Source organism: Staphylococcus sp. ACRSN, from assembly GCF_022346615.1.
GTDB lineage: Bacteria > Bacillota > Bacilli > Staphylococcales > Staphylococcaceae > Staphylococcus.
Genome location: NZ_JAKRNS010000002.1, coordinates 336,851 through 359,329, shown reverse-complemented (window position 1 = coordinate 359,329; position 22,479 = coordinate 336,851). Strand labels below are relative to the sequence as shown.

Annotated in this window: 19 protein-coding genes; 3 read left to right on the top strand and 16 right to left on the bottom strand. The window is 30.6% G+C overall.

Annotation, left to right across the window (positions count from 1 at the left end; all coding sequences use genetic code 11):
• Positions 1-511: 511 nt before the first annotated feature.
• From MHZ36_RS03500 to MHZ36_RS03470, 7 genes are all read right to left on the bottom strand, one after another.
• On the bottom strand, positions 512-1,576 hold the full coding sequence (locus MHZ36_RS03500) for an Mrp/NBP35 family ATP-binding protein (protein WP_239229631.1): 1,065 nt from the start codon (positions 1,574-1,576) through the stop codon (positions 512-514).
• 194 nt (positions 1,577-1,770) lie between these two features.
• Entirely contained in the window at positions 1,771-3,216 is a 1,446-nt protein-coding gene (locus MHZ36_RS03495; RefSeq protein ID WP_239229630.1) for an MDR family MFS transporter, read from the bottom strand.
• 74 nt (positions 3,217-3,290) lie between these two features.
• Complete coding sequence (locus MHZ36_RS03490; RefSeq protein ID WP_239229629.1) at positions 3,291-3,746, bottom strand: SepA family multidrug efflux transporter; 456 nt, start codon at positions 3,744-3,746, stop codon at positions 3,291-3,293.
• 180 nt (positions 3,747-3,926) lie between these two features.
• Positions 3,927-5,279 carry a multidrug efflux MFS transporter SdrM gene (gene sdrM, locus MHZ36_RS03485; RefSeq protein WP_239229628.1) on the bottom strand — a complete coding sequence of 451 codons (1,353 nt, stop codon included), beginning with the start codon at positions 5,277-5,279 and terminating at the stop codon, positions 3,927-3,929.
• A gap of 298 nt (positions 5,280-5,577) precedes the next feature.
• Positions 5,578-6,258 (bottom strand): PAQR family membrane homeostasis protein TrhA, encoded by a 681-nt coding sequence (gene trhA, locus MHZ36_RS03480; protein WP_239229626.1) that lies wholly within the window; start codon positions 6,256-6,258, stop codon positions 5,578-5,580.
• A 17-nt stretch (positions 6,259-6,275) separates the two neighbouring features.
• Positions 6,276-7,463 (bottom strand): UTP--glucose-1-phosphate uridylyltransferase, encoded by a 1,188-nt coding sequence (locus MHZ36_RS03475; RefSeq protein ID WP_239229624.1) that lies wholly within the window; start codon positions 7,461-7,463, stop codon positions 6,276-6,278.
• Between the two features lie 113 nt (positions 7,464-7,576).
• Complete coding sequence (locus MHZ36_RS03470) at positions 7,577-8,080, bottom strand: metal-dependent hydrolase (protein ID WP_239229622.1); 504 nt, start codon at positions 8,078-8,080, stop codon at positions 7,577-7,579.
• 172 nt (positions 8,081-8,252) lie between these two features.
• Between MHZ36_RS03470 and MHZ36_RS03465 the strand changes: the two genes are divergently transcribed.
• The gene (locus MHZ36_RS03465; RefSeq protein WP_239229621.1) at positions 8,253-8,513 is read left to right on the top strand and encodes a SunI/YnzG family protein; all 261 of its coding nucleotides are present in this window, start codon (positions 8,253-8,255) and stop codon (positions 8,511-8,513) included.
• Between the two features lie 201 nt (positions 8,514-8,714).
• On the opposite strand, the gene MHZ36_RS03460 is transcribed toward MHZ36_RS03465, so the two are convergent.
• Positions 8,715-10,040, bottom strand: a complete 1,326-nt coding sequence (locus MHZ36_RS03460; RefSeq protein WP_239229620.1) for an APC family permease — start codon at positions 10,038-10,040, stop codon at positions 8,715-8,717.
• A complete protein-coding gene (locus MHZ36_RS03455; RefSeq protein WP_239229619.1) occupies positions 10,027-10,842 on the bottom strand; it encodes a carbon-nitrogen hydrolase family protein in 816 nt (271 codons plus the stop codon). Before MHZ36_RS03455 ends, MHZ36_RS03460 begins: the two co-directional genes overlap by 14 nt.
• 230 nt (positions 10,843-11,072) lie before the next feature.
• Between MHZ36_RS03455 and MHZ36_RS03450 the strand changes: the two genes are divergently transcribed.
• Positions 11,073-11,384 carry a heme oxygenase gene (locus MHZ36_RS03450; protein ID WP_239229618.1) on the top strand — a complete coding sequence of 104 codons (312 nt, stop codon included), beginning with the start codon at positions 11,073-11,075 and terminating at the stop codon, positions 11,382-11,384.
• 190 nt (positions 11,385-11,574) lie between these two features.
• Here MHZ36_RS03450 and MHZ36_RS03445 read toward each other — a convergent pair whose 3' ends face one another.
• The 7 genes from MHZ36_RS03445 to MHZ36_RS03415 all read right to left on the bottom strand — a co-directional run bounded on the left by MHZ36_RS03445 (position 11,575) and on the right by MHZ36_RS03415 (position 20,263).
• Entirely contained in the window at positions 11,575-12,948 is a 1,374-nt protein-coding gene (locus MHZ36_RS03445; RefSeq protein ID WP_239229617.1) for a YjiH family protein, read from the bottom strand.
• A gap of 211 nt (positions 12,949-13,159) precedes the next feature.
• Positions 13,160-14,122 carry an iron chelate uptake ABC transporter family permease subunit gene (locus MHZ36_RS03440; RefSeq protein ID WP_239229616.1) on the bottom strand — a complete coding sequence of 321 codons (963 nt, stop codon included), beginning with the start codon at positions 14,120-14,122 and terminating at the stop codon, positions 13,160-13,162.
• Positions 14,119-15,153, bottom strand: a complete 1,035-nt coding sequence (locus tag MHZ36_RS03435; protein ID WP_239229615.1) for a FecCD family ABC transporter permease — start codon at positions 15,151-15,153, stop codon at positions 14,119-14,121. Before MHZ36_RS03435 ends, MHZ36_RS03440 begins: the two co-directional genes overlap by 4 nt.
• A 12-nt stretch (positions 15,154-15,165) precedes the next feature.
• Positions 15,166-16,176, bottom strand: a complete 1,011-nt coding sequence (locus MHZ36_RS03430; protein WP_239229614.1) for an ABC transporter substrate-binding protein — start codon at positions 16,174-16,176, stop codon at positions 15,166-15,168.
• 92 nt (positions 16,177-16,268) lie between these two features.
• A complete protein-coding gene (locus tag MHZ36_RS03425; protein WP_239229613.1) occupies positions 16,269-17,330 on the bottom strand; it encodes an alanine/ornithine racemase family PLP-dependent enzyme in 1,062 nt (353 codons plus the stop codon).
• A gap of 3 nt (positions 17,331-17,333) precedes the next feature.
• On the bottom strand, positions 17,334-19,091 hold the full coding sequence (locus tag MHZ36_RS03420; protein WP_239229612.1) for an IucA/IucC family protein: 1,758 nt from the start codon (positions 19,089-19,091) through the stop codon (positions 17,334-17,336).
• Positions 19,088-20,263, bottom strand: coding sequence for an MFS transporter (locus MHZ36_RS03415; protein WP_239229611.1), 1,176 nt, complete (start codon positions 20,261-20,263; stop codon positions 19,088-19,090). The genes MHZ36_RS03420 and MHZ36_RS03415 overlap by 4 nt, the downstream gene beginning before the upstream one ends.
• 104 nt (positions 20,264-20,367) lie before the next feature.
• On the opposite strand from MHZ36_RS03415, the gene MHZ36_RS03410 reads away from it, so the two are divergent.
• A complete protein-coding gene (locus MHZ36_RS03410) occupies positions 20,368-22,317 on the top strand; it encodes an IucA/IucC family protein (RefSeq protein ID WP_239229610.1) in 1,950 nt (649 codons plus the stop codon).
• The last annotated feature ends 162 nt before the right edge of the window (positions 22,318-22,479 follow it).

Below are 22,479 nucleotides of genomic sequence, written 5' to 3'. Positions count from 1 at the left end.
AAACTCTCCATAAAAAATTATGATGTTTGATTAGCTCATAAAATACTAATTTGTGTTATCATTAACACGTTTTTGAACCAACGAATTATCGTTGTGTTCGGAATTAACGTTGACATATTGCAATTCAGTTTTCAATGTTCATTTAAATAGTTGCTTTATTACTTTAACACAACCGTTAATGTCTTGTCAACAAAAGATTAATATTTTGTAACAATCAATTAACATTACTTTAATAATACTAAACTATTATTTAAAAGTTAACAAGTATATTTTTTACACTTTTTTTGAAAAGATATTAAATAATGTTTTTGTCGTTTTTTGCGACTTTTATATAATATCAATGATTTCAATGAAAGTCAATAACTAATTTATTATCTTTTTACTTGTACGCTATTGCGATTGTGGCACCTGTTCTCCAGGTCACAAGATATAATTCTAACACCATTTTCAATAAATGCAAGAAAAAAATGAAGAGAAATTAAATTAATTTCTCTTCATCACCAGAACACTTCTATTTCACTGTTTTTTTAATGATTTGTTTTGCTATAGATTGATATATTTCACCTAAACGATCATCAACTTGATATATTGAAGGCGCAAAATCTTTTGGATTCCACGATGGTTGTTCTAATGGAAGTTGTCCTAACAAATCAGTTTGCAATTCGTCTGCTAGTTTTTCTCCACCACCTGATCCAAATACATATTCTTTATTTCCCGTTTCTTTGCTTTCAAAATATGACATATTTTCAATAACACCTAATATAGAATGTTCAGTATGTTTTGCCATTGCACCTGCTCTTGCTGCTACAAAAGCTGCGGTTGGATGTGGTGTTGTTACAATTATCTCTTTACTTGATGGCAACATTGAATGAACATCTAATGCAACATCACCTGTACCAGGAGGTAAATCTAATAAAAGATAATCGAGCTCACCCCATTGTACTTCCATAAAGAAATTCGTTAACATTTTACCTAACATAGGGCCACGCCAAATAACAGGTGCATTTTCTTCTACAAAGAATGCCATTGAAATGACTTTGACACCATGACGTTCTACCGGAATAATTTCTTTTCCTTGAACACCTGGTTTTTCATCGATGCCCATCATATCCGGTACACTAAATCCATAAATATCTGCGTCAACCAATCCAACCTTCTTACCTTCCCTCGCTAGTGAAACTGCTAAATTAACTGCAACAGTTGACTTACCAACGCCACCTTTACCTGAGGCTATTGCAATAAATTCTACAGGATTATCTTTAGAAAGTAAGCCTTCGATAGTTTGTGGCTGATCATCACTAACACCTCTATAAGCTTCAACCTTTTCAGAAGGCAATTCTTCAAAACGGATACCAACAGTATTAGCACCATTTTCTTTAAGTGCTTCAACAATTGCCATTTGTAACTCTAATTGTGGTTGTCCACCTAACTGCGCAATTGCAATTTTTACACTAACATGTTCGATTTCTTCCTTAATCTTAATATCAACTATACCTTCAGATTCTTTTAATGGTACTCCAATAATAGGATCCTTAATCTCTCCAACTATTGATTTAACTTGCTCGATCGTTAACACAATGCGTCCCCCTTAAAGTTACATACTTTAATAATTAATATATTAATTCTAACAAACTAAACATACATTTGCTTTTAAATCGTTGTCTTAAGTATAAATATAAATTTAATAATAAAAAAGGAGTTAGCTCAATTTATTTTTATTAAACAAAAAATAAATCGAACTACTCCTAATTAGTTCATATCATAACGTGTTTATACTTCTCTGGTATTCCCCTTACTTTCCTCTTTATTTTCTTTAATGAAGAAAGCAATAATTAATCCGATAAATACCAATACACTAACAACTGCGAAAGATAGGTCAACGCCAGTAGCAATTGCTTGTCTTTGAATCATTTCTTGTGATTCATTTGCACTCGGCTTTGGTGCAAAGTTTTTTGAACCAATAGACATAATAGTTACCATTAAAGCAGTGCCTAATGAGCCAGCAGTCACACGACCAAAATTACTAATTGCTGTTCCGTGTGAGATATTTTTATTACTTAATGAATTAATGCCAGCAGTATTTAACGGCATCATTAACAGTGAAACAGAAAACATTCTTAACGCGTATACTACAATTAAGTATGCATAAGAAGTATCTGCTTTTAAAAAGCATAACATTATCGTAAACAGCGTTAGTAGTGAAAAACCTGTTAAAACCAATGGTCTTGCGCCATATTTATCATAAAATTTACCAGTAAAAATAGACATAATTCCATTTATTATTGCGCCTGGCATAATGACAAGACCAGACAACATTGCTGATAAACCTAAAGCATTTTGAACATATAATGGAATTAATAATGCAGGGCCTACCATAGATAACATTACAATCATTGATGATATTGTCGTCAAAGTAAATACTTTATTTTTAAATACAACCAAATTTAGTAGCGGGTTACTAATATTTAACTGTCTTCTAATAAATGCAGCAATTATAACTAAACTAATTACGAGAGATATTAGAACAATAGGATTATGAAATCCTAGGTTACCTGCACTACTAAATGCATAGAGCATCATACCAAAACCTAATGTTGAATATACAACAGAACGTTTATCTAGCTTAGTATCTTTTGTTTCATTATAACTTTTTAGAAATATTGCTCCAAAAATAAAACCTAGTAATGCAACTACTACCACGATTACGAAAGGCATTCTCCAACTCATACTATCAACGATTATACCTGAAAGCGTTGGACCAATGGCAGGAGCAAATTGAATTACTAGTCCTGCTAAACCCATTGCAAAACCACGCTCATCTTTTGGGAATAACATAAACAATGTAAATTGCATTAATGGCATAATCACTCCTGCACCAATCGCTTGGATTACACGGGCTAACATTAATACAGGAAATGATGGCGCTAAAGCAGCTACTATGGATCCAATTAAAAAGATACCCATTGCCATTAAGAAAAGTGGACGTGTTTTAATTTTGTCCATTAAAAATGCTGTTAGTGGAATCATAACACCATTAACCAGCATAAATCCTGTAACTAACCATTGCGACGTGTTCTCTGTAATATGAAGGCCTTTCATAATATGAGGCAATGCAGTATTCAATAAAGTTTGATTTAGTATTGCAACAAAAGCACTTACTATCATAACCGCAACAATCATATTTCTTTGTGACTTTGGTAAAGTAGTAGTTGTCATATCGTCACTCCTTCAATTTCAATAGTAAGGCAAATAGCATTTTAATTACTCGATAACTTATCATCATCGTTTCCTTACTTTTTTTGATTTAAATCCTCACTATCGGGATAAAATATTTCTTTACATATAAATAGTATTCCCATTATAAAAACAATCACCCAAAAATCAATATTAATATAGGTATAATGTATATGCACAATAAAGTAGAATAATAATGTAGTTACAGTAAATGTAATTAAATGATAGGTTATCCCCTGAAAATATGGATTGTCTGGTAATTTCTTTCTAAAATAATCCATTAAATTTTCAATAATAAATAGTGTGAAATAACCTAATACAATGTAACTACCATAATAGAACAAATTGTCATAAAAACTTTTATTGTAACCAAAATAAGCCAAATGAAAATATATTAATATTCTACTAAGGCCATATAAACCGAAGCCTAAAAATGCTAGAAATATGGCACCAGAAATAATAAATACAGAAAGTACAATAAGCGTTGTGATTAGGTATTTTATATATTTCATTGCTTACTGTCCTCCCTTTTAAATTGATTTAGCCTCTTAATACACATTTTAAAGTATTTAATAATATCAATATACTATCATTATAACAACTAGTACCCAAATTAAAAAAACAAGAGTTAAAAATCTCTATCCATTTTCAACTCTTGAATTAATACATGTGTACTATAAACGTTTTTACAATTAATATCTGGGATTATTTTCAGTCTTTGGTTTATAAATAAATGACCATAAAATAATTAAACCTATAAGTATCATACAAGCTACTAATAGTACATTATGAATATTTAATCCTAAAAAAACAATTGACATTGAATATACATATCCCATTATCGTTGATCCGAGGGAATTACCTAAACTTTTCGTTAATGTGTATAGTGACATCATCCGCTTCATATGTTCTGGCGAAGTTTCCTCTTGTGTAATTACGCTATTTTTTGTATAAACAGTACCAAAACTTACTCCAGCAAATAACAAACTAAATGCAATAAAAATTGGATAATCAGTTCCGATAAATATTAAAATGCTACTAATCATAAGTGATGTAAATGCTGCTAAGTATAATGTCTTTCTCGCAAAATGTGCTTCTATTTTACCTAAAGAGAAGTTTAATAATAACCAAGCAAGTGAAATCGGAAATATTACAAAACCACTTTGTAGTGGTGACAGTCCTAATTCTTCTTGTAAATAAACAGGCATATAAAGGTTATACCCCATTAACATAATCGCAAATAAAAAATCTGTAGCAAACACAAGTACAATCATTTTATTAAATTCTTTGACAGGTACAAATGGGTTATTGATTCTTTTTTCATTTTTATATAATACGATCGCAATCAAACATGCCACAATAAATGAAACGATATTTATAAATAAGTTTGTTGTATTCATAACAGTCAAAAGTAAAAATAATATAAAGATATAGAATAAAGTCAAACCTTTAACATCTAATTTATTATTAGTATCTTTCTCTGTTTGTTCATCATCAAAATGAAAAGTTATTAATACCAATATCATTGCTAGTATGGCAATTGGAATATTAACAAAAAACAACCAATGCCAAGTAGCGAACTCGAGAATACCTCCACCTAATACTGGTCCGATTATACTTGATATTCCCCAAACGCTACCTACAATTCCCATAATTTTATAACGCAACGGAATTTCAAATGCTAATTTAGGTACAATTTGGCAAAGTGCCATCATTATACCCGCGCCTAACCCTTGAATGAATCTCGAAACGATTAAAATAGTAAATGTTTCGCTTAATCCAGAAAACAAGCTTCCTATTAAAAAACACAATAGCCCAAATATTGTTATATAAATCATCTTCGTTCGTTCTAATAATTCACCAACAATTGGATTAGCGATTACAATTGCAATAAAGTATACTGCAAAAATTAACGAAATTGATGAAGTCACATTTAAATCATCTTTTATTGTAGGTAATGCCAATGAAACAATAGAAGTTTCTATTGCTGACATAAACATTATTAATAACAATGCAATTACAATACCAATTGATTTTATATTCATTACATCCCTCCGTTCATGTTGTTTTTCTTATATGTCTTTTATCAATAAACCATTAATTAAATATAAGTTCAATAGCTTCAAATTAAATTACATCATCTGACCGATAAATTTCGTGAATGATAATGTCAAATCAATCAGACGACTTTTATAGATTATAGTTTTTTTGATTTAAATAACTGTATTTGCAGTCTAAAATAAAAGCCTTTAAATGAAATTTAAATTCATTTAAAGGCTTTTCTCATCAATATCTTATTTAAATTCATTTTCTCATTTGAAAATGAATGATTATAAAATTTTATTAAATCAAAAATATAATTGCTATGAAATGGAAAGCCGAAGCAAATATAATAAATATGTGCCAAATCATATGAAAATATGGTCTCTCTTTTTGAGCATAAAACCAAGCACCTATCGTATAAGCTAATCCACCCAGTACTATAAATACCATAAATATAATAGATGATTTCATTATGATTAATGGAGAAAATAGAATCCCCATCCAACCCATTACTAAATACATTGTCAAACTTAATTTGTCGTTTACATATTTAGCTAGTGATTTATATAAAATCCCCCAAATCGTAATTGCCCACAATACTGCCATAGCTATCCAACCTAACCACCCACCAACTATAATTAAAAAAACAGGTGTATAAGTGCCTGCAATAGCAATAAAAATCATACTGTGATCAATAATACGTAATACATACTTGTGTGGAGAATCATTTTGCATTGCGTGATAAATCGTTGAAGATAAAAACATTAGAAATATACTTATAATATATACAGAAATACTCAAAGTACCTAATGTACCATTATTAATATAGCCTTGAACAGCTGCATACGGCAATGCAAATAAGACTAGCATTGCACCTACACCGTGAGAAATAGAATTTCCTAATTCTTCCCCAAAAGTTAAAGGTATGATTTCTTTAAAAGATTTTGTCATCTTTTTATTTACTTTAATTGTATCTGTCATATGAAGACCACCTTTTATTAAATCAAGTTCATGTTTTTTAAATCAGCTGTAGCTGTCTCAACACTGTCCTTACCTTCTTTATTCTTTAAGGGAGAGAACTCTTGATTTCGTTCCACTTGTAATGTGATAAAACTATTTGCATACTTAAATATATCAAAATAAAACAGTTCAAACTTTAATGTAGGTTGTTCAATAACACCAAAGTCTTCATCTAATTGTTTTAAATTTTTAATTGCCAGATGATATGGTAAATCATAGTCTACAACATCATTGATGAATAACAGTTTGAAGGCATGGATGCCAATATTAGCATTATTAAATTGATTAGCCGCTTGTTCATCTAACTCTGAATATTCATACACAGTATCTTTTTGATTCACATGTACTAGACGCCCAACGCTTTCTCCTTCTTTTGGTTGAATTGATTTTGTAGTAATTTCTTTGCCATTTTTATAAGTATAACCTGCAAATACTGGATCAAGTACTTTAACTAATACATTATCTATATTATTTAAGAAAATATATTCAACACCATTTTCTAACATTTCAGCTAAATAACCTGCTTTTTTAAGTGATTTGAATACGCCACCGTTACCATTCGGTGTTTCTAAAATATTGCCATCAGCATCTAAGACAAGTTTACCTTCTTCAGATAGCGCAATAATATTGTCTTGTTCAAAGAAATGAATGTGCTCTGCGTTATAACCAAAATAACTTTGATCCTCAAAATATAGTTGCGTTTCTCTATTATTAATCTTACTTGTCATAATATACCAGTCTACATAAACACCGGTCGCTTCGTATAATGCAATTAACTGTCGGGCTTGTAATTCAAATAAGCTGACACCTTCAATTTCAAATGAACCCTTAGGTCCTTTGTATCCTAAACGTGTCCCTTGACCACCAGCCATCAATAAAACAGCAAATTTACCATTTTTAATAGCTTCTAATCCAATGCTTTCATATTCATTTAATATATCATCAGAAAATGAAGGTTTAACTTCATATTTTACCTCTTCTACTTCAGTAACATCTTCTATAACTTTCTTATTAACATATAACGCTTCATACATATCTTGAATACTGGCTAAATTTAATGATTCAACTTTGTTTGCTAATTGTTCTTTTTCATTTGAACTCATCATTTTTTCAAACTCAATTAAATGTTCTTGATTATACTTTTCTAACCCTTTCTTGTCTAGCATATTTTCGCTCCTTATGGACTAAAGATTATATAAAAAAATATATTGTTTATACAGTAATTTTCTAAATACGGTATTTTCACTTTATATGATAACTAAAGTATATACAACAATTATCATAACAATTGGCTAATTAAATCATTAAAAAATGATTTGAAAAATAAGTAAAATGCACCGATTGATAAAGCACTAGCAAGAGATAAATCTACCATACCACCAGTCTTAAATACAATTGGGAACTTCACACTTATTGGTACTGGATAAAATAATTTAACTCCTCTAGGCGTTAACATATCTAGTATAACATGTGAAGTCATCCCACATACAATTGCAATCAAATAATGACTCGGTGTTTGGATAAAATATAATAAACATACCACTAACGAGATAAATAATATTGAATGGGTAAAGGTTCGATGACCAAATAACATTCTAATAATTAGACTTATTAATTTAAATCTTCTACCGACCTTACTTTGCGCATGACAAATATCAGGTAATAAGCTTGAAATAATGGCAAGCGTTATAACAGTAATAGATGTAAATAAATCAGTATTGTAATATTCTGTAGTTAAAGCGCCTACGAGTAAACCGCATGAGGCATGGGTTTTACCTGTCATATTTATCACTCCTTATTCCTCTTTATTTTATCACAATAGCTGACAAAACGCGAACATACTTTCGGTTATCATTAGTATAACCTATTGTAAATAAGTATCACCTAATCACTTGAAAACGATTTCAAATTATTGTATGATATAGCTACAAATTATTTAAAGGATGTGTTCATTTATGGCAATGACAGTAAAAAAAGATAATAATGAGGTACGTATTCAATGGAGAGTAGCAGATATTAAAATACCAACAAGCGAAATTACAAATATTTCACAAGATCAAAATATTCATGAAGTACCTAAATTAGACAGAGATAAAGTGTCTCGTATTGGATCAACATTCGGTAAAACTAACCGAGTAGTTATTGATACTAAAGACCATGAATACATTATTTATACGCAAAATGATCAAAAAGTTTATAATGAAGTAACAAAATAACAATTTTAAACTGCCTTTAAAATAATAATATCGTAACTATAAATTAAATATTAGTTTTACTAAGAAGACGCAATCTCAATTATTTGAAATTGCGTCTTTTTTAGTTGAATATTATTTTCAAACCTATTCTTTAAACTATTTAATGTACACAAAAAGTCGCTACGCAATAATGTTGGGTAGCGACTTTTATTAAATAATGATTTATATAGCTAAACTTGGTGGTAATTTTGAAAAACATCTGGTTAATACCATTAAATATCCAAAACCAATACAAGTCCAAGCTGTCCCTAATATCAATGCATGCGAATCCAAACTTACAAAAAGACTGATATCAAGAACAAAACCAATTGCAGGAATTATTAAGTAAAAAAGTAACTGCATTCCTTTTCTTTGCTTTAATTTAACAAAATAATATGCAATCACAGATATATTTACAAGGGCAAATGATATAAATGCGCCAAAGTTTATAAATGAAGTAGAAGTACTAATAGTCATAAATATTCCTATGATACCTATAATACCGATGAAGACCAAATTGAAAATAGGTGTATGATGTTTTTTTTCAACAAAACCAAAAATTTTCTTATTGAGTACGCCATCTCTCCCCATTGCATATAAGATTCGTGCCCCACTTGTTTGTGCAGAGAGACCAGATGCAAATTGAGCTAGAATTAATCCACTTAAAAATATTGCAGATAACAGATTTCCGCCTACAATTTTAGCAATTTCAAATGCTGCAGATTCAGTATTATGAATAACTCCAAAATTTGGTACAGTAATCGATAATATATAAGCTACAGATATAAAAATTAATCCGCCTATAATTGTAATCAGCATAATTGCTTTAGGTATAGTTTTACTCGGATTTTTAGTTTCTTCAGCAAGTGTCGTTACTGCATCGAAACCTAAAAAAGAGTAACAAGCGATGGAAGCACCAGCAAGTACTGGTGTTATATGATTTCCATCAAATGACAAAATACGGTGACTTACCAAACTGCCTTCTCCCATACCATGTTTCACATTCCAAATACATAAACCAATAAAGATAATAATAACTAGCAACTGAAATAGCATAATTAGTAAATTCATCGAAGTAGTTGTGTTAATGCCTATAATATTTATTAAAGTCGTTACTACTATAAAAATAATAATCCAAGACCAATTAGGCATGAATGGAAATGCTGTTGTTAAATACTCTGCACCAATTAACCAAATAACCAATGGTAGAAATAAGTAGTCTAACATAATAGTCCAACCTACCATAAATCCCAGTGAAGGGTGGATACTTTTCGAAACAAACGTATATGCAGAACCGGCTGACGGAAATGCTTTGGCCATTTTTCCATAACTAAATGCAGTAAATAGCATTGCAATCGTTGCAAATAAATATGCATAAGGTACAAATCCATTTGTAGTAGCATAAAGTGTGCCATAAGTACCGAATACAATCATTGGCGCCATATATGCTAATCCAAACATAACAACTTGATATAAAGATAGTGATTGCTTTAATTTACCTTGTTCCATTTAAATCACGCTCCCCTTTAGCATGACTTAGTTGTTGATAAATATTTTGATGTAACTGATTAATATAATCTAATTGTGGATCTCTATCTACATCTAATTCAAACTTAACGCGATCGACTGTGGCATTATCTTCTAGTTGTAATAAGCAATTAGCATTATGATCATACACTGCACTGTGTCCAAAAAATACGAATTCTCCATTACTACCATATTGATTTGCAATGGCAATCGGTATTTCATTTTCTAATGCCCTACTCGCAATATACACATCTTGATGTTTTGCGTATGGTTCCATATTTGCAGTAGAAATGAGAATAAATTCAGCACCTTTTAACTTCAATATACGTGCGACCTCGGGAAATTCTAAATCATAGCAAATCATTAAGCCAACATTTCCAAATCTTGATTCAACAATAGGATACGAATGACCTCTATGAAATAGATTTTGCTCATCAGAAAATAGATGTGTCTTTCTATATTTACCTAATATTTCACCTTTATGATCAATATAAAGAGAACTAATAAAATACAGTGTGCCCTCCACTTCAGGAAAAGATACAACAGTGTCAATATTATAATCAGCACAAGTAGTTTTTATTTTTTGAAGTATTCGTGAAGTATCTGTAAAAGCTACTCGATCTAATAATTCCGCTTCTTGTATGTAACCTGATATTGAAAGTTCTGGAAATAGTACTAAATCTGAATATAATTCACTTTCTTTAATTAAAATGTCGCAAATAGAATCAATATTGTGCTTTAAGTCTCCTAAATTCGGCTCAAATTGAGCTAATGAAATTATCATCGACATATCCCCTTTGTATTAAATTAATGAACCTCATGTTTTTACATAAATTTGGTTATTCCACCATTTCATAATAAAAACATATATTATTTAATTATCTGAATTTTACTACAATTCTGGTAAGTTAAGAAAGAACCAGTTCCCTTATTTTTAAGGTACCAGTTGAACTCATTATATTTTTACGATTAATGTTATAATGAGAAGACAATTATTGAAAGAAGGTGCATGTCATGTATGTAGTAACCAATCGAATCGATTTAAAAAAAGGATATGCTGAAACAATGGCTCCCCATTTTACTAAAGGTGGAAAAATCCAAGAACTAAATGGCTTCATTAAGATTGAAGTATGGCAAATTGAAGATGATGCAGATTACGATCAAATGTATGTGAATACTTGGTGGGAAACGGAAGAAGATTTCAAAGCTTGGTTAACTAGCGATGCATTTAAAGAAGCTCACAGTGGTAAATCTAAAAATTCTGAAGATTCACCAGTATTAAACAATAAAATAGTGAAAGCTAACGTATTATCAAAATTAAACTAAATACAATACTTAATACTTATTATTTAATAAAATAGGACTGATTTAAGACAAACCCATTATTATACTATCCGTGGTTTGTCTTTTTATTTTTCTTTAATTTTTAAATGAATCAAAAATATGCATAAAAAAACTGTCGACACACGCTAACATTGGTCGACAGTTTAAATAATGAAAAAGCAATATATTGTAATTAATTAAAATAAAGATGTGCCATCAATGCAATAATCGGCAACGAAATAATTGTTCTAATTAAAAAGATTATAAATAATTTAAAAATACTAACAGGTATCTTTGAACCTAGTATAACCCCACCTACTTCTGATAAGTAAATTAGCTGCGTTATACTTAAAGCACCTATCACAAATAAAGTGATATTATTGCCAACTCCTTCTATTAATATAGAAGGTAAAAACATATCGGCAAAACCAATCAAAACAGTTTCCGATGCTTTAGCCGCCTCAGGAATCTGTAGCAACTCTAAATAAGGGACAAATGGTTTTCCTATAATTGCAAATAATGAAGTATAGTTCGCAATAATTGTTGCAATCGTTCCTATGGCCATTACAACCGGTAAAATTACAAACCACATATCAATTACTGTTTTCAATCCAGCTTTAAAGAACGCTAAAAATCCAGGTGCTTTTATACCTACCTCAGTAGCCATATCAAAGCCATGGCCTAATGCAGTCTTATTTTCTGGTAATCGCTCAGTTCTTGTTTCTTCCGAGACTTCCTTTGCATATTCATCTTTAATTGTATTTAATGGCCAAATTCTAGGTAAAATAAATGCACAAACTAAACATGATATGATTACTGCTAAATAGAAATAGAAGAAATGTTTTTCCATGTGCACAGTTGAAGCAACTACAATTGCAAATGTAAGTGAAACAACACTAAAAGTTGTAGAGATCACTGTAGCTTCACGTCTCGAATAAAATCCTTCCTCATATTGTCTACTTGTAATCAAAACGCCAACTGTACCATCACCGATAAATGACGCTAAATTATCCACGGTTGAACGTCCTGGTAATGTAAATAATGGACGCATAATCGGTCTGAATACTGGACCAAGTAATTCTAACAATCCATATTCCATTAATAATGGTAAAAATAATGCTGCAAATAAAAATACCGTCACTAATGTTGGTAATAAGCTATCAAATACTAAACCACCAGTATCACTTGAATATATTACTTTACTTCCCACTTTTAAGTATGTCATCCACACAAATATAACTGCGACAACTCTTAACAAGAGCCAAACCCATCTTACATTAAATGCGTTATTCATTAGGCCATCAGGTTTTAATTTATTTTTTAGTATAGTAGAACAAATAACAGTTAAAATTCCAGATAATGTTATTATAATGACAATAATCGTTGGCATAGCCCCACCAATTAAATCTTTTAATACGCCTGCTAAAAATGCTACTGGCAACGTTTTTTGTTTTTCACCATCAACTGTTGCTGTAACAGGAACTAAGAAAAGGATAATTCCGATTAAAGACATAATTATAAATTTCATTCTTCCCCGAATGATTTGAGATTTATTATATTGATTCATTAAGTAACCTCCTTTTACATAATTTATAATTCGTACAAAAACAACAGCAATAATTATAACCTATAATGTATAATTATGTAAATGTAATTTCTATGACATTTTTTTATATTATATACAAAATAAAAAGTTGATACATCAATTTACTAACATAGTAAATCAACGACCAACTTTTATTGTTTTATTTGAATTTTGTTATCGCTAAATATTGTAATTAGATTTTTCTCAATAAGAATAAAAAGTATGGTACACCTACAATTGCGACAACAACACCTACAGGAATATCAATCGGCGGATGAATACCTCTAGCTAGTCCATCACTAATAACTAAGATAAGCGCCCCAATCAAACCTGACATTGTTGTAATATGAATATGTTTATGACCTACCATTCTTCGTGCTATATGAGGTGCAATTAATCCTAAGAAACTTAATCCACCTACTACAGAAATTGATGCACCGGCCAATGTTACAGCTAAGAATAATAAGATCATTTTTATCATTTTAACTTTGGTACCGAGTGCAATAGCAATGTCATCACCCAAACTTAAAATATCGAGTTGATGACAGAAATAAAAAATAATTGGTAATGATAAAATAAACCAAGGTAATATAACATAAACATTAGACATATTATGACCATATAAACTACCTGTTAACCATACGAGTGCTGTATTAGCATCTTGTGGATTACGAATTAATAAAAACTGTACGATTGCCGTACATATCGCTCCTATAGCCAAACCAATTAATGCTAATTTTGAACCTTGTACATTAAATTTAGAAATTAATGTTGTAAGTATTAAACTTATAAATAACGCTCCAAGAAATGAACCAAAAGGCAAAACAAATAATGGCGCAGATGGAAATAACATTATAATTGTAACCGCTGATAAACTTGCACCTTTAGTAATACCTATAACATCTGGTGAAGCCAATGGATTTCTAACAACACCTTGTATTAAAGCACCTGATATGGCTATACTACAACCCACAATTAATGCCAGTAACATTCTTGGTGTTCGATATTCATTTAAAATAAAATTATCATGTAACCATAAACTTTTTATAACATTGATAGGATTTATAAATACTGCACCAACTGATAATGAAACAATAGAAGCAACAATTAACAATATAATAACGATTGTATATTTAAAAGATAAACGTTGAATCATATTCGGTCCACCCCTTTAATCGTTATAGCTAAGAAATATAATGCCCCTATGAAAGATGTCACAATACCAACTGGAGACTCAAATGGATATGTAATGAGTCTAGAAAGAACATCTGATAACAATAATAAGTCAGCACCAATTATCATAGTTAATGGCACCATTAATTTATAATCTGTACGGATATAATGTTTAACAATATGTGGAACGATTAATCCAACAAAACCTATAGGTCCTGCAATTGAGACTGATGTACCCGCTAAAATAATAACCAATAACCCTGTAACAATTCTAATCAGTTTAACATTTTGTCCCAAAGCAGTAGCAAGATCTTCTCCCAACTCCATGATTGTCAATTGTCTAGATATAATAATCGTACCTACAAATGCCATTATTAACCATGGCAAAATCCCAATAATTTGTGCCCATTTTATACTTGATAATGAACCAACTAACCAGAACATAACAGTTGTTGTTGAATCTTCATTTAGTAATATAATGCCTTGCGTCAAACTAGAGAAAAATAGATGTATTGCCATACCTGCTAATGCTAATTTTACAGGGGTCATTCCTCTAGAAGACCCTGATAACATATAAACAGTCAAACCTCCGATAAAAGCACCAACAAAAGCTAGAATTGTTGAATATGCAGTTAACGCTGGGATTACCATCGTTATTGTAACAATAACAAAAGATGCACCTGCATTAACGCCAAAAATTTGAGGAGATGCTAATGGATTTCTAGTCATTGCTTGCATGAGTAGTCCAGCTAAACCAAGTGCAGCTCCAATTAATAAACCCGCTAACATTCTTGGCATTCTCACATTATGTATTAAAAATGTTTGCTTTGTATCAATATGATCAATAAAATAGTTTTTAAAATCTCCCAATTCTATGTGCGACGAGCCAACACTGAGATTAAAATAAATAATGACAAAAAGCGCACATACACTCACTAAAAAAGTGAATGTTGTGCGTTTTTGCATTTTATTATCTTTTGTGTTGGTCTGACTAACATCTGTTAATTTAGTCATTTACCATTCACCTTACTTTTGTTGTTTATCTTCTTTTTGCTCTTTAGAAATTTCTACTAATTCTTTAGCAATTTGTTCCGAAGAAATAATACCACGTGCTCTTGCCCATGTATTTCTATCTACAACTGATACTCTGTTATTTTTAACTGCATCTAAATCTTGCCAAACAGGGTCTTTTTCTTGCTTTTTCAAGTTAGGATCATTTTCACCTTTGTCAGCCATAATAAACATACGACCAGGATTTATATCTGAAAGTACTTCAGAATTTAATTGTAAGTATGGTCCTTTAAGATATTTAGAAAGATGATCTGTTTTTGTTTTGTTTAATGCATTATTAAAACCTAATTCTTTTAATAATTGACCAACGTAAGTATTATCAGGATGTGCTAATAAACCAGATTTAGCAATAACTGCAGGTAGTACTGGTTCTTTTTTATCCATCGTAATTTCTTTACTGTATTTGTCCATTAATTCATTATGTTCTTTTAATCTTTCTTTACCTTTATCTTCTTTACCTACCGCTTTAGCTATTGTTTTAAACGCTTCAAGATTATCTTTGTAATCACTGTCAAAACTTGGAAGCATAATCGTTGGCGCTATTTTTTCAAGATCTTTCTTGATACCTTTATGTCTATTGCTATCAGCGATAATTAAATCCGGTTTCTGGTTACTGATTTCTTCTAAGTTTGGTTGCTTACGTGCACCAACTGAAGTATAGTCACCAATTTTGTTTCTGATTGGTTTTAAAATTCTATTTTTATCTCCATCATCAGCAACACCGACAGGTTTAATATCTAAAGCTGCTAGTGCATCAACAAATGAAAATTCTAATGCCACAACACGTTTTGGATTTTTTCCAACTTTTGTTGTTCCACCGTCATTTTTAATTGAAACGGTTTCTTTGTCAGATTTGTCGCTTTTAGATTTTCCAGAATCATTATTGCTAACACTACCACAAGCTGCTAACAAAGCAACAGTTAATGTTAATAATAAGATTCCCATAATCTTATAGCTATGTTTCATTGTCTTCACTCCTTAAATATGTATCATTACATATTTATTTTATTGATAATAATTATCACTGTCAATAAGAAATTGAATGAATATTAAGATATTTAATACTCATTTAATTTTTGAGCACAAATCTGATGATTGACACTTTGAACGACTTCATCATAAACATAAGTCTTATGGAGATTTGGCATATACATACTATGTGATAATGCCTTATAACCAAGACTAAATTGAATTTTATCGCCTACTTGATAATGATCATGGTTTTCTAAATCTAACATGACATGATCACTCGTTGAACCTAGTACTTTAATCTGATGATGCAATGGTTTGATTTCAGAAATATGCGTATCTAAACTTCCTATGTCTACAATTGCTTGTAAATAATGTTTTCCAGTAGCAATATTTACACGTGGTTTAATTTCTACTATTTCCGTTTCTAATATAATTGCATCTTGATACAACGATGCAATAGGTTGGTTTGTAGTTGTTTCTACACCTCTAAACAGTGTTTCACCAACTCTTAATTCATTTATTTTCCCCAAATCTGCATAAAGCATTTGGGGAATTAAACTAGAATTCCCACCAGAAATAATTCTGAAACGGACTTGTGTTTCCATTTCAACTGAACCTACAAATTGGTTAATCATTTCAACATCTAAATCAGTTGGCACAATCGATTGAAAGCACATGAAATTAAATGAAAGCCCAACAATACTTACATGGTGCATTTTTATTATTTCATTTATATAATCCACAACATCATAGGTAAGCACACCCTCTCTTGCATCTTTCCAATCAACCATCAATAAAATTTTATGCTTTACTTGTTGCTTTTTAGCGATATCATTGATTCGTCGTATCGTTTCTAATTCTGTCTGAATACTTATTTCTGTAAAACGAACAATGTCTTCTAATTCTTGTTGATTTCCAGTACGAATCATCATATAAGTTAAATCTTCATCTATTGCTTTAGTGATATTATCAATTCTTGCGTCTGCAAAATGCGTAATACCTATATCCTTTAATGTTTCAACTATACGTTTATCGCCACCGACACATTTTACAACGGGTGTGAATCGAATATTGTGACTTGTAAACATTGATTGCAATACACTTGCATTATATTGAATTTTAGATAGATTGATTTTTACTTGTGCCATTTTTTACACCTCTTTAAATATCGGGTTACGTAAATCTATAGTGACATATTGTTTAACCTTGCTCTCCATTCTCATTCGAAGTAATGCCTTTACAGTTATTTTCTCTCCAAATAATACTTCTTTCAAAGCTTGTGCATGTGGTTTGTTTGGATCAATTGCTTCATATAAAATGTCACCGACAATTTTATACATTCTTGATTCTTCAACTTGTTCGTAATTTGAAAAATGATGTATCAATTCAGCAATTTGATTTTGAATAACTGCATGTTGGAATTTTCCTATAACCGCTTCAATGTTGTCTGACAGTAAACTAGTATTCGTTACATCGATACCCGGTTTAATACTTTGTAATGTTGCTAAATCTATTCGTGAACCACCTAAATCTCTAACAATAAATTTCATTTGATAATTTGGTCCTAAATTTACAATTGTATTTTGCATATGTGCTTCTAATGCAATACCGTAATCTTGTATATAAGCAATTAATGGTTCGATGAGTGTACGAGCATAGCTTTCTATAAATTTTTCAATGGATGATACATTTAAACCTTCTCCTAACCAATCTAAATAACTATCAACGATTACACTATTATCTACTGGATTTTTATTGACTAAACTTGCAGTGACAAGTGTAGTACCATTATCTGCTAGTACCGGTTGATAACGTACAATACAACCTAGTTGACGCGCAATGTCTTGTTCTGTTTTGGCATGAATACCGTATGGTTCCATAGAAACCTGTAACTGTGGATATATATCTAACATATCTTGAAGTTCATAACTTAACTTTGGACCATCTACAGTTGTTACTGGAGATACAGTTCTAATTGCGCTAGTTGCTTGAACATTGATTGGCAATTTAATATGAAATGGTTTGTGTATAAGTTCCATTGTTCTAAATGATAATGTTGCTTTTGATTCTATTTCAAATGGCGTTGGAAGTAATTGTCTATTTTTAATCCAATCAGAAAATTGCTTCACTATTACATTTTCATATTGCCATGGATGAACTAATACTACGTTGTAATCTTTCAATTCTAATTGATAAGGTTCTAAAAAAGCTTTGAGCTTGTATCGATACTCTGGAATGATAAAATCTAAAATAAATTGTTCATCATCTTCCATTGATGTTGCCACACTGTCATTTTTATGAATAAGCATTACCTTTAAAGGAATTATTTTTTCAAATTCAGGTGCATATAATTTCACTTCATCATCCGTTAAAGGTAACTTTGTTTTAGACAATGGATGCGTTGGATGACCTTCAACAACTAAGCTTTCAGAATAACTCAAGTCATTCATTTGACCTGAATCTATCATATGTTGAATCCATGAAAAGAAATTAATTGTTTCAGGCATTCTTGAAAATTTTAATGTAGCATCAATCAAAGATTGTCTATTGCAAAAATGTTCATATGTCATTACGAAACCATCACGACATGAAATCAACTCTTCAGTTAGTCTTGAACTGACAGGAATATCAAATTTTCCAGCTAGTACTTCCAACAATTGTTCCACTGAATTAATTTCAAAAGCTTCCTCGCCTTTGATATAACTTAATGGTCCTTTAAAATCATAGCGTGCCAAAGAACACTTTCTAATTTTTCGAACCTTTAACAATTGCCCTTTATACTGTAACTCTAGTAAATCCTGATATTCATTTAAACGCATGCCTTCGGGAAAAATTTGTTCTTTAATAATCGCATTGATAATACGATATTGCACATTTTTATCTGCACATTTCCATGTTTGATGCTTCATACGACTTTGCCTCCGTCTTTCCTTTGTCTGTTAACAATACCGAATAATAATGAAATGACTAATGTACAGATTCCCATAGTAATAAAAGTTTCTATAACCCCTATTAATTCAGCTGAAAAACTCATTAACATTGCTCCTAATGGAATCATACCTCTATCCATCATTATTACACTCAATATTTTACCTCGGTGTTGAGGTTCAACCCTATGTTGGAAATATATTCTATTAGTAGTCCGTGCCCACTGGCTAAACAGACCAATAAAAAATATAGCTATAAACAATAATATTGTATTACTTGTAATTGTTCCAATTAATGAAACGCCAAATAATGCTGAACTTAGGTAATACATTTTTACCATTGAAATTTTTTCTAATATATTCGGTAAAATCATAGTTGCGATAATACCACCTATTGCACAACATGTCATAGCACTACCAAAAATTGCTACTTGATTAGGAAATGTTTTATCAGTTAATACTGGTAGCAATGTTGTATATGAAAAACCAGTAGCCATAATCAATAATGACGTAATAAAAATGCGTGCACCGACATTGTTTTCTTTGAAATAATCACGTACAAATTTAAAGCTCACTTGTGTATCGGCTTTATCCATTTTATGTGTTTCAAAAGTTAATGGTAAACATAATAATAATGAGATAAAATAACACAGTGCCTGTAACCCAAAACTTATTTCTGAGTTATATGTAGCAACCACAAATCCAGCAATTGCCGGACCAATTGATCGACAAATATTTATGATAAATGAGTGATATGACACAGCTTGCGTAGTTGTTAATCTATTTGTTAAATCAGGTAATACCGCCTGTCTAACTGGTGTTTCAATTGCACTCATAATTCCTCTACCTAAAGCATAAATTAAGAATACAATAATTGGTAACTCTTTACTTTGAAACGTTAAAATACAAAGTATGGTAGTTAATATAAAGGATGCTGAAATGGAAATACGTAATAGCTTTCCTCTATTACATCGATCAGCCAATGCTCCGGCCCATACACTTATTAATAATATAGGTACTAAACGAAAAAAATTAATTAAACCTAGGTAAATTGCATTATGATAAATGCTAAATACATACCAGTTTAATGTAATTTGTCCAATCCAATTTCCTAAAAACAATAAGAAAGAGCTTGGAAAAAAATACTTTGCCATGAAATTTCACCCGACTTTTTAATTGATAATAATTATCATTATCGTTATTATAGATTATACAAATATCTTATGCTTTTGTAAAATAATTTTTTAGAGGTGCTTTTATGTATTTAAAAAGAAATAGACACAACTTAATTGAGAATCTTACTATTGATGAACAAAATGCTTTTGATTACTTAAGCACAATACATAATGACTGGGCTACTCACTTTAAGTCAGTGCTATTAGACAGTAGAGACAAAATCTCACAACGTTTAATCACTTCTTTACACAGAGAAAATCTAGTGAAAAGTCGTGATTTCAGTCAAATTATTGCTACACATTCAATACATAATGATTTGAGTATTGAAACTTCAGAAATATTAAGCATTGATTTTCCTGCATCATCATGCTCATTATTAGCGCCAATAACTGGACATCATGCCTTTGACCGCATTGATGTAGCAGGGCCTTTTTATTTTAAAAAAAATGATATGTTTGAAAGAGTCTTACATCCTAGCGCTATATTAGAATGTATATTAAAAGAAGCACCTGAATTAAATAATGCAGCAAGTGCTCAATTTTTAGAGGATATTAACAACAGTGCAGCAAATATGGCTATTGCATTAAGTTTTCAGCATTACACATTATCTGAAACATACACACCTTTATGGGATTTGATTGAAACACACAATGATAGCTACTTACGTTCTGAACAAGCCGTTGTTGAAGGTCACCCGCTTCATCCAGGTGCAAAGCTAAGAAAAGGTATGACACCTGAAACCGCAATAAACTATTCATCTGAATTTGCACAACCCATTGGTATGAAATTTATATTAATTGACAAAAATATTGCTAATATTAGCGCATTAACTGAAACATTTAACGAAACAGTATTCAAATTGTTTGATGGTTTATATGACAAAGCAATTGAATCTGTTGGCTCTCAAGCGTTAAATAATTATTATGTAATGGTTGTTCATCCTTGGCAATTCAATGAAATAATCATTAATGACTATGCTCATGAACTTAAGACTAAAGAAATAATCCCACTTAATTATCAATTAAACTACTTTGCTGGATTATCTTTTAGAACCCTTATGCCAAAATTTCCTGTAACGTCACCACATATCAAATTATCAACAAATGTACACATTACTGGAGAGATTAGAACATTATCCGAACAGACTACTACTAATGGTCCAAAAGTGACAAAAATACTAAATGATATAAAACGGAATGATTCATTATTCGAAAATATCAATGCCAACACTATTGATGAGTTGGCTGGTATCCACTTCCATAAGCAAAGTGATTCAGAGGAAGCCAAAACATTGAGAAGTGAACAATTGGGCACTTTATTTAGAAAAAATATCTATGAAATTATTGATGATCAATCAATACCTATCATCCCTTCCAGTTTGGTCGCACATTATCCAAACAATAAAGAAACACCTATTATTTCGCTGATAAATAAACTATCAACTTCATATAAGATTGATAATTTTAACAGTGCCAGTTTGGAATGGTTTAAACAATATAGTCAGGCGCTTATCGATATAGCAATACCGCTATTAGTTAAATATGGCATTGCATTAGAAGCACATTTGCAAAATTCAATCGTTTCATTTAATAAAGACGGTTCACTCAATACATTGTATGTAAGGGATTTTGAAGGGTTGCGAATTGACGAAGCATTCTTAAATCAAGCAGGTTACAGCACAAGTGATTTCCACGAAAAATCACTAATATTAACAGATAAATCACAGACAGTATTTAATAAAGTTTTCTATTCAAGCATTCAAAACCACCTTGGAGAGTTAATAGTTAACGTTGCAAAACATAGTGACTCAAGTGATTTAGAACAAACTATATGGCATATGATAAGTGATATTATCGATGAAAAATTATCAGATATTGAAAATACAATGTCTGATCGTAACAGAATAGCTGAATTTAGAAAAATAATCTTCTCAGAGAAAATTGATTATAAATGCGTAACAACAATGCGACTTGAAGATGAAGCTGATTATTATACTTATATACAAGTAAATAACCCGCTTTACAAAAAATAAAATGATATAGAATTACTAGCTAATTGGTAAATAGTTACATTCAGTTAATAAAAATTATCAACAAAAAAGATTCGATTGAAATGTAAATTTCAATCGAATCTTTTTAAGTAAATAGCTTAATATAATTAATTTCAGTTAATAACATTCAGCTAATAGTAATTT

Coding starts and splice junctions, on each gene's coding strand:
- MHZ36_RS03425 (WP_239229613.1), bottom strand. CDS start 17,330: ATGGCACAAGTAAAAATCAATCTATCTAAAATTCAATATAATGCAAGT.
- MHZ36_RS03475 (WP_239229624.1), bottom strand. CDS start 7,463: ATGCTAGACAAGAAAGGGTTAGAAAAGTATAATCAAGAACATTTAATT.
- MHZ36_RS03490 (WP_239229629.1), bottom strand. CDS start 3,746: ATGAAATATATAAAATACCTAATCACAACGCTTATTGTACTTTCTGTA.
- sdrM (WP_239229628.1), bottom strand. CDS start 5,279: ATGAATATAAAATCAATTGGTATTGTAATTGCATTGTTATTAATAATG.
- MHZ36_RS03440 (WP_239229616.1), bottom strand. CDS start 14,122: ATGATTCAACGTTTATCTTTTAAATATACAATCGTTATTATATTGTTA.
- trhA (WP_239229626.1), bottom strand. CDS start 6,258: ATGACAGATACAATTAAAGTAAATAAAAAGATGACAAAATCTTTTAAA.
- MHZ36_RS03470 (WP_239229622.1), bottom strand. CDS start 8,080: ATGACAGGTAAAACCCATGCCTCATGCGGTTTACTCGTAGGCGCTTTA.
- MHZ36_RS03460 (WP_239229620.1), bottom strand. CDS start 10,040: ATGGAACAAGGTAAATTAAAGCAATCACTATCTTTATATCAAGTTGTT.
- MHZ36_RS03415 (WP_239229611.1), bottom strand. CDS start 20,263: ATGGCAAAGTATTTTTTTCCAAGCTCTTTCTTATTGTTTTTAGGAAAT.
- MHZ36_RS03455 (WP_239229619.1), bottom strand. CDS start 10,842: ATGATAATTTCATTAGCTCAATTTGAGCCGAATTTAGGAGACTTAAAG.
- MHZ36_RS03445 (WP_239229617.1), bottom strand. CDS start 12,948: ATGAATCAATATAATAAATCTCAAATCATTCGGGGAAGAATGAAATTT.
- MHZ36_RS03495 (WP_239229630.1), bottom strand. CDS start 3,216: ATGACAACTACTACTTTACCAAAGTCACAAAGAAATATGATTGTTGCG.
- MHZ36_RS03435 (WP_239229615.1), bottom strand. CDS start 15,153: ATGACTAAATTAACAGATGTTAGTCAGACCAACACAAAAGATAATAAA.
- MHZ36_RS03410 (WP_239229610.1), top strand. CDS start 20,368: ATGTATTTAAAAAGAAATAGACACAACTTAATTGAGAATCTTACTATT.
- MHZ36_RS03450 (WP_239229618.1), top strand. CDS start 11,073: ATGTATGTAGTAACCAATCGAATCGATTTAAAAAAAGGATATGCTGAA.
- MHZ36_RS03420 (WP_239229612.1), bottom strand. CDS start 19,091: ATGAAGCATCAAACATGGAAATGTGCAGATAAAAATGTGCAATATCGT.
- MHZ36_RS03465 (WP_239229621.1), top strand. CDS start 8,253: ATGGCAATGACAGTAAAAAAAGATAATAATGAGGTACGTATTCAATGG.
- MHZ36_RS03430 (WP_239229614.1), bottom strand. CDS start 16,176: ATGAAACATAGCTATAAGATTATGGGAATCTTATTATTAACATTAACT.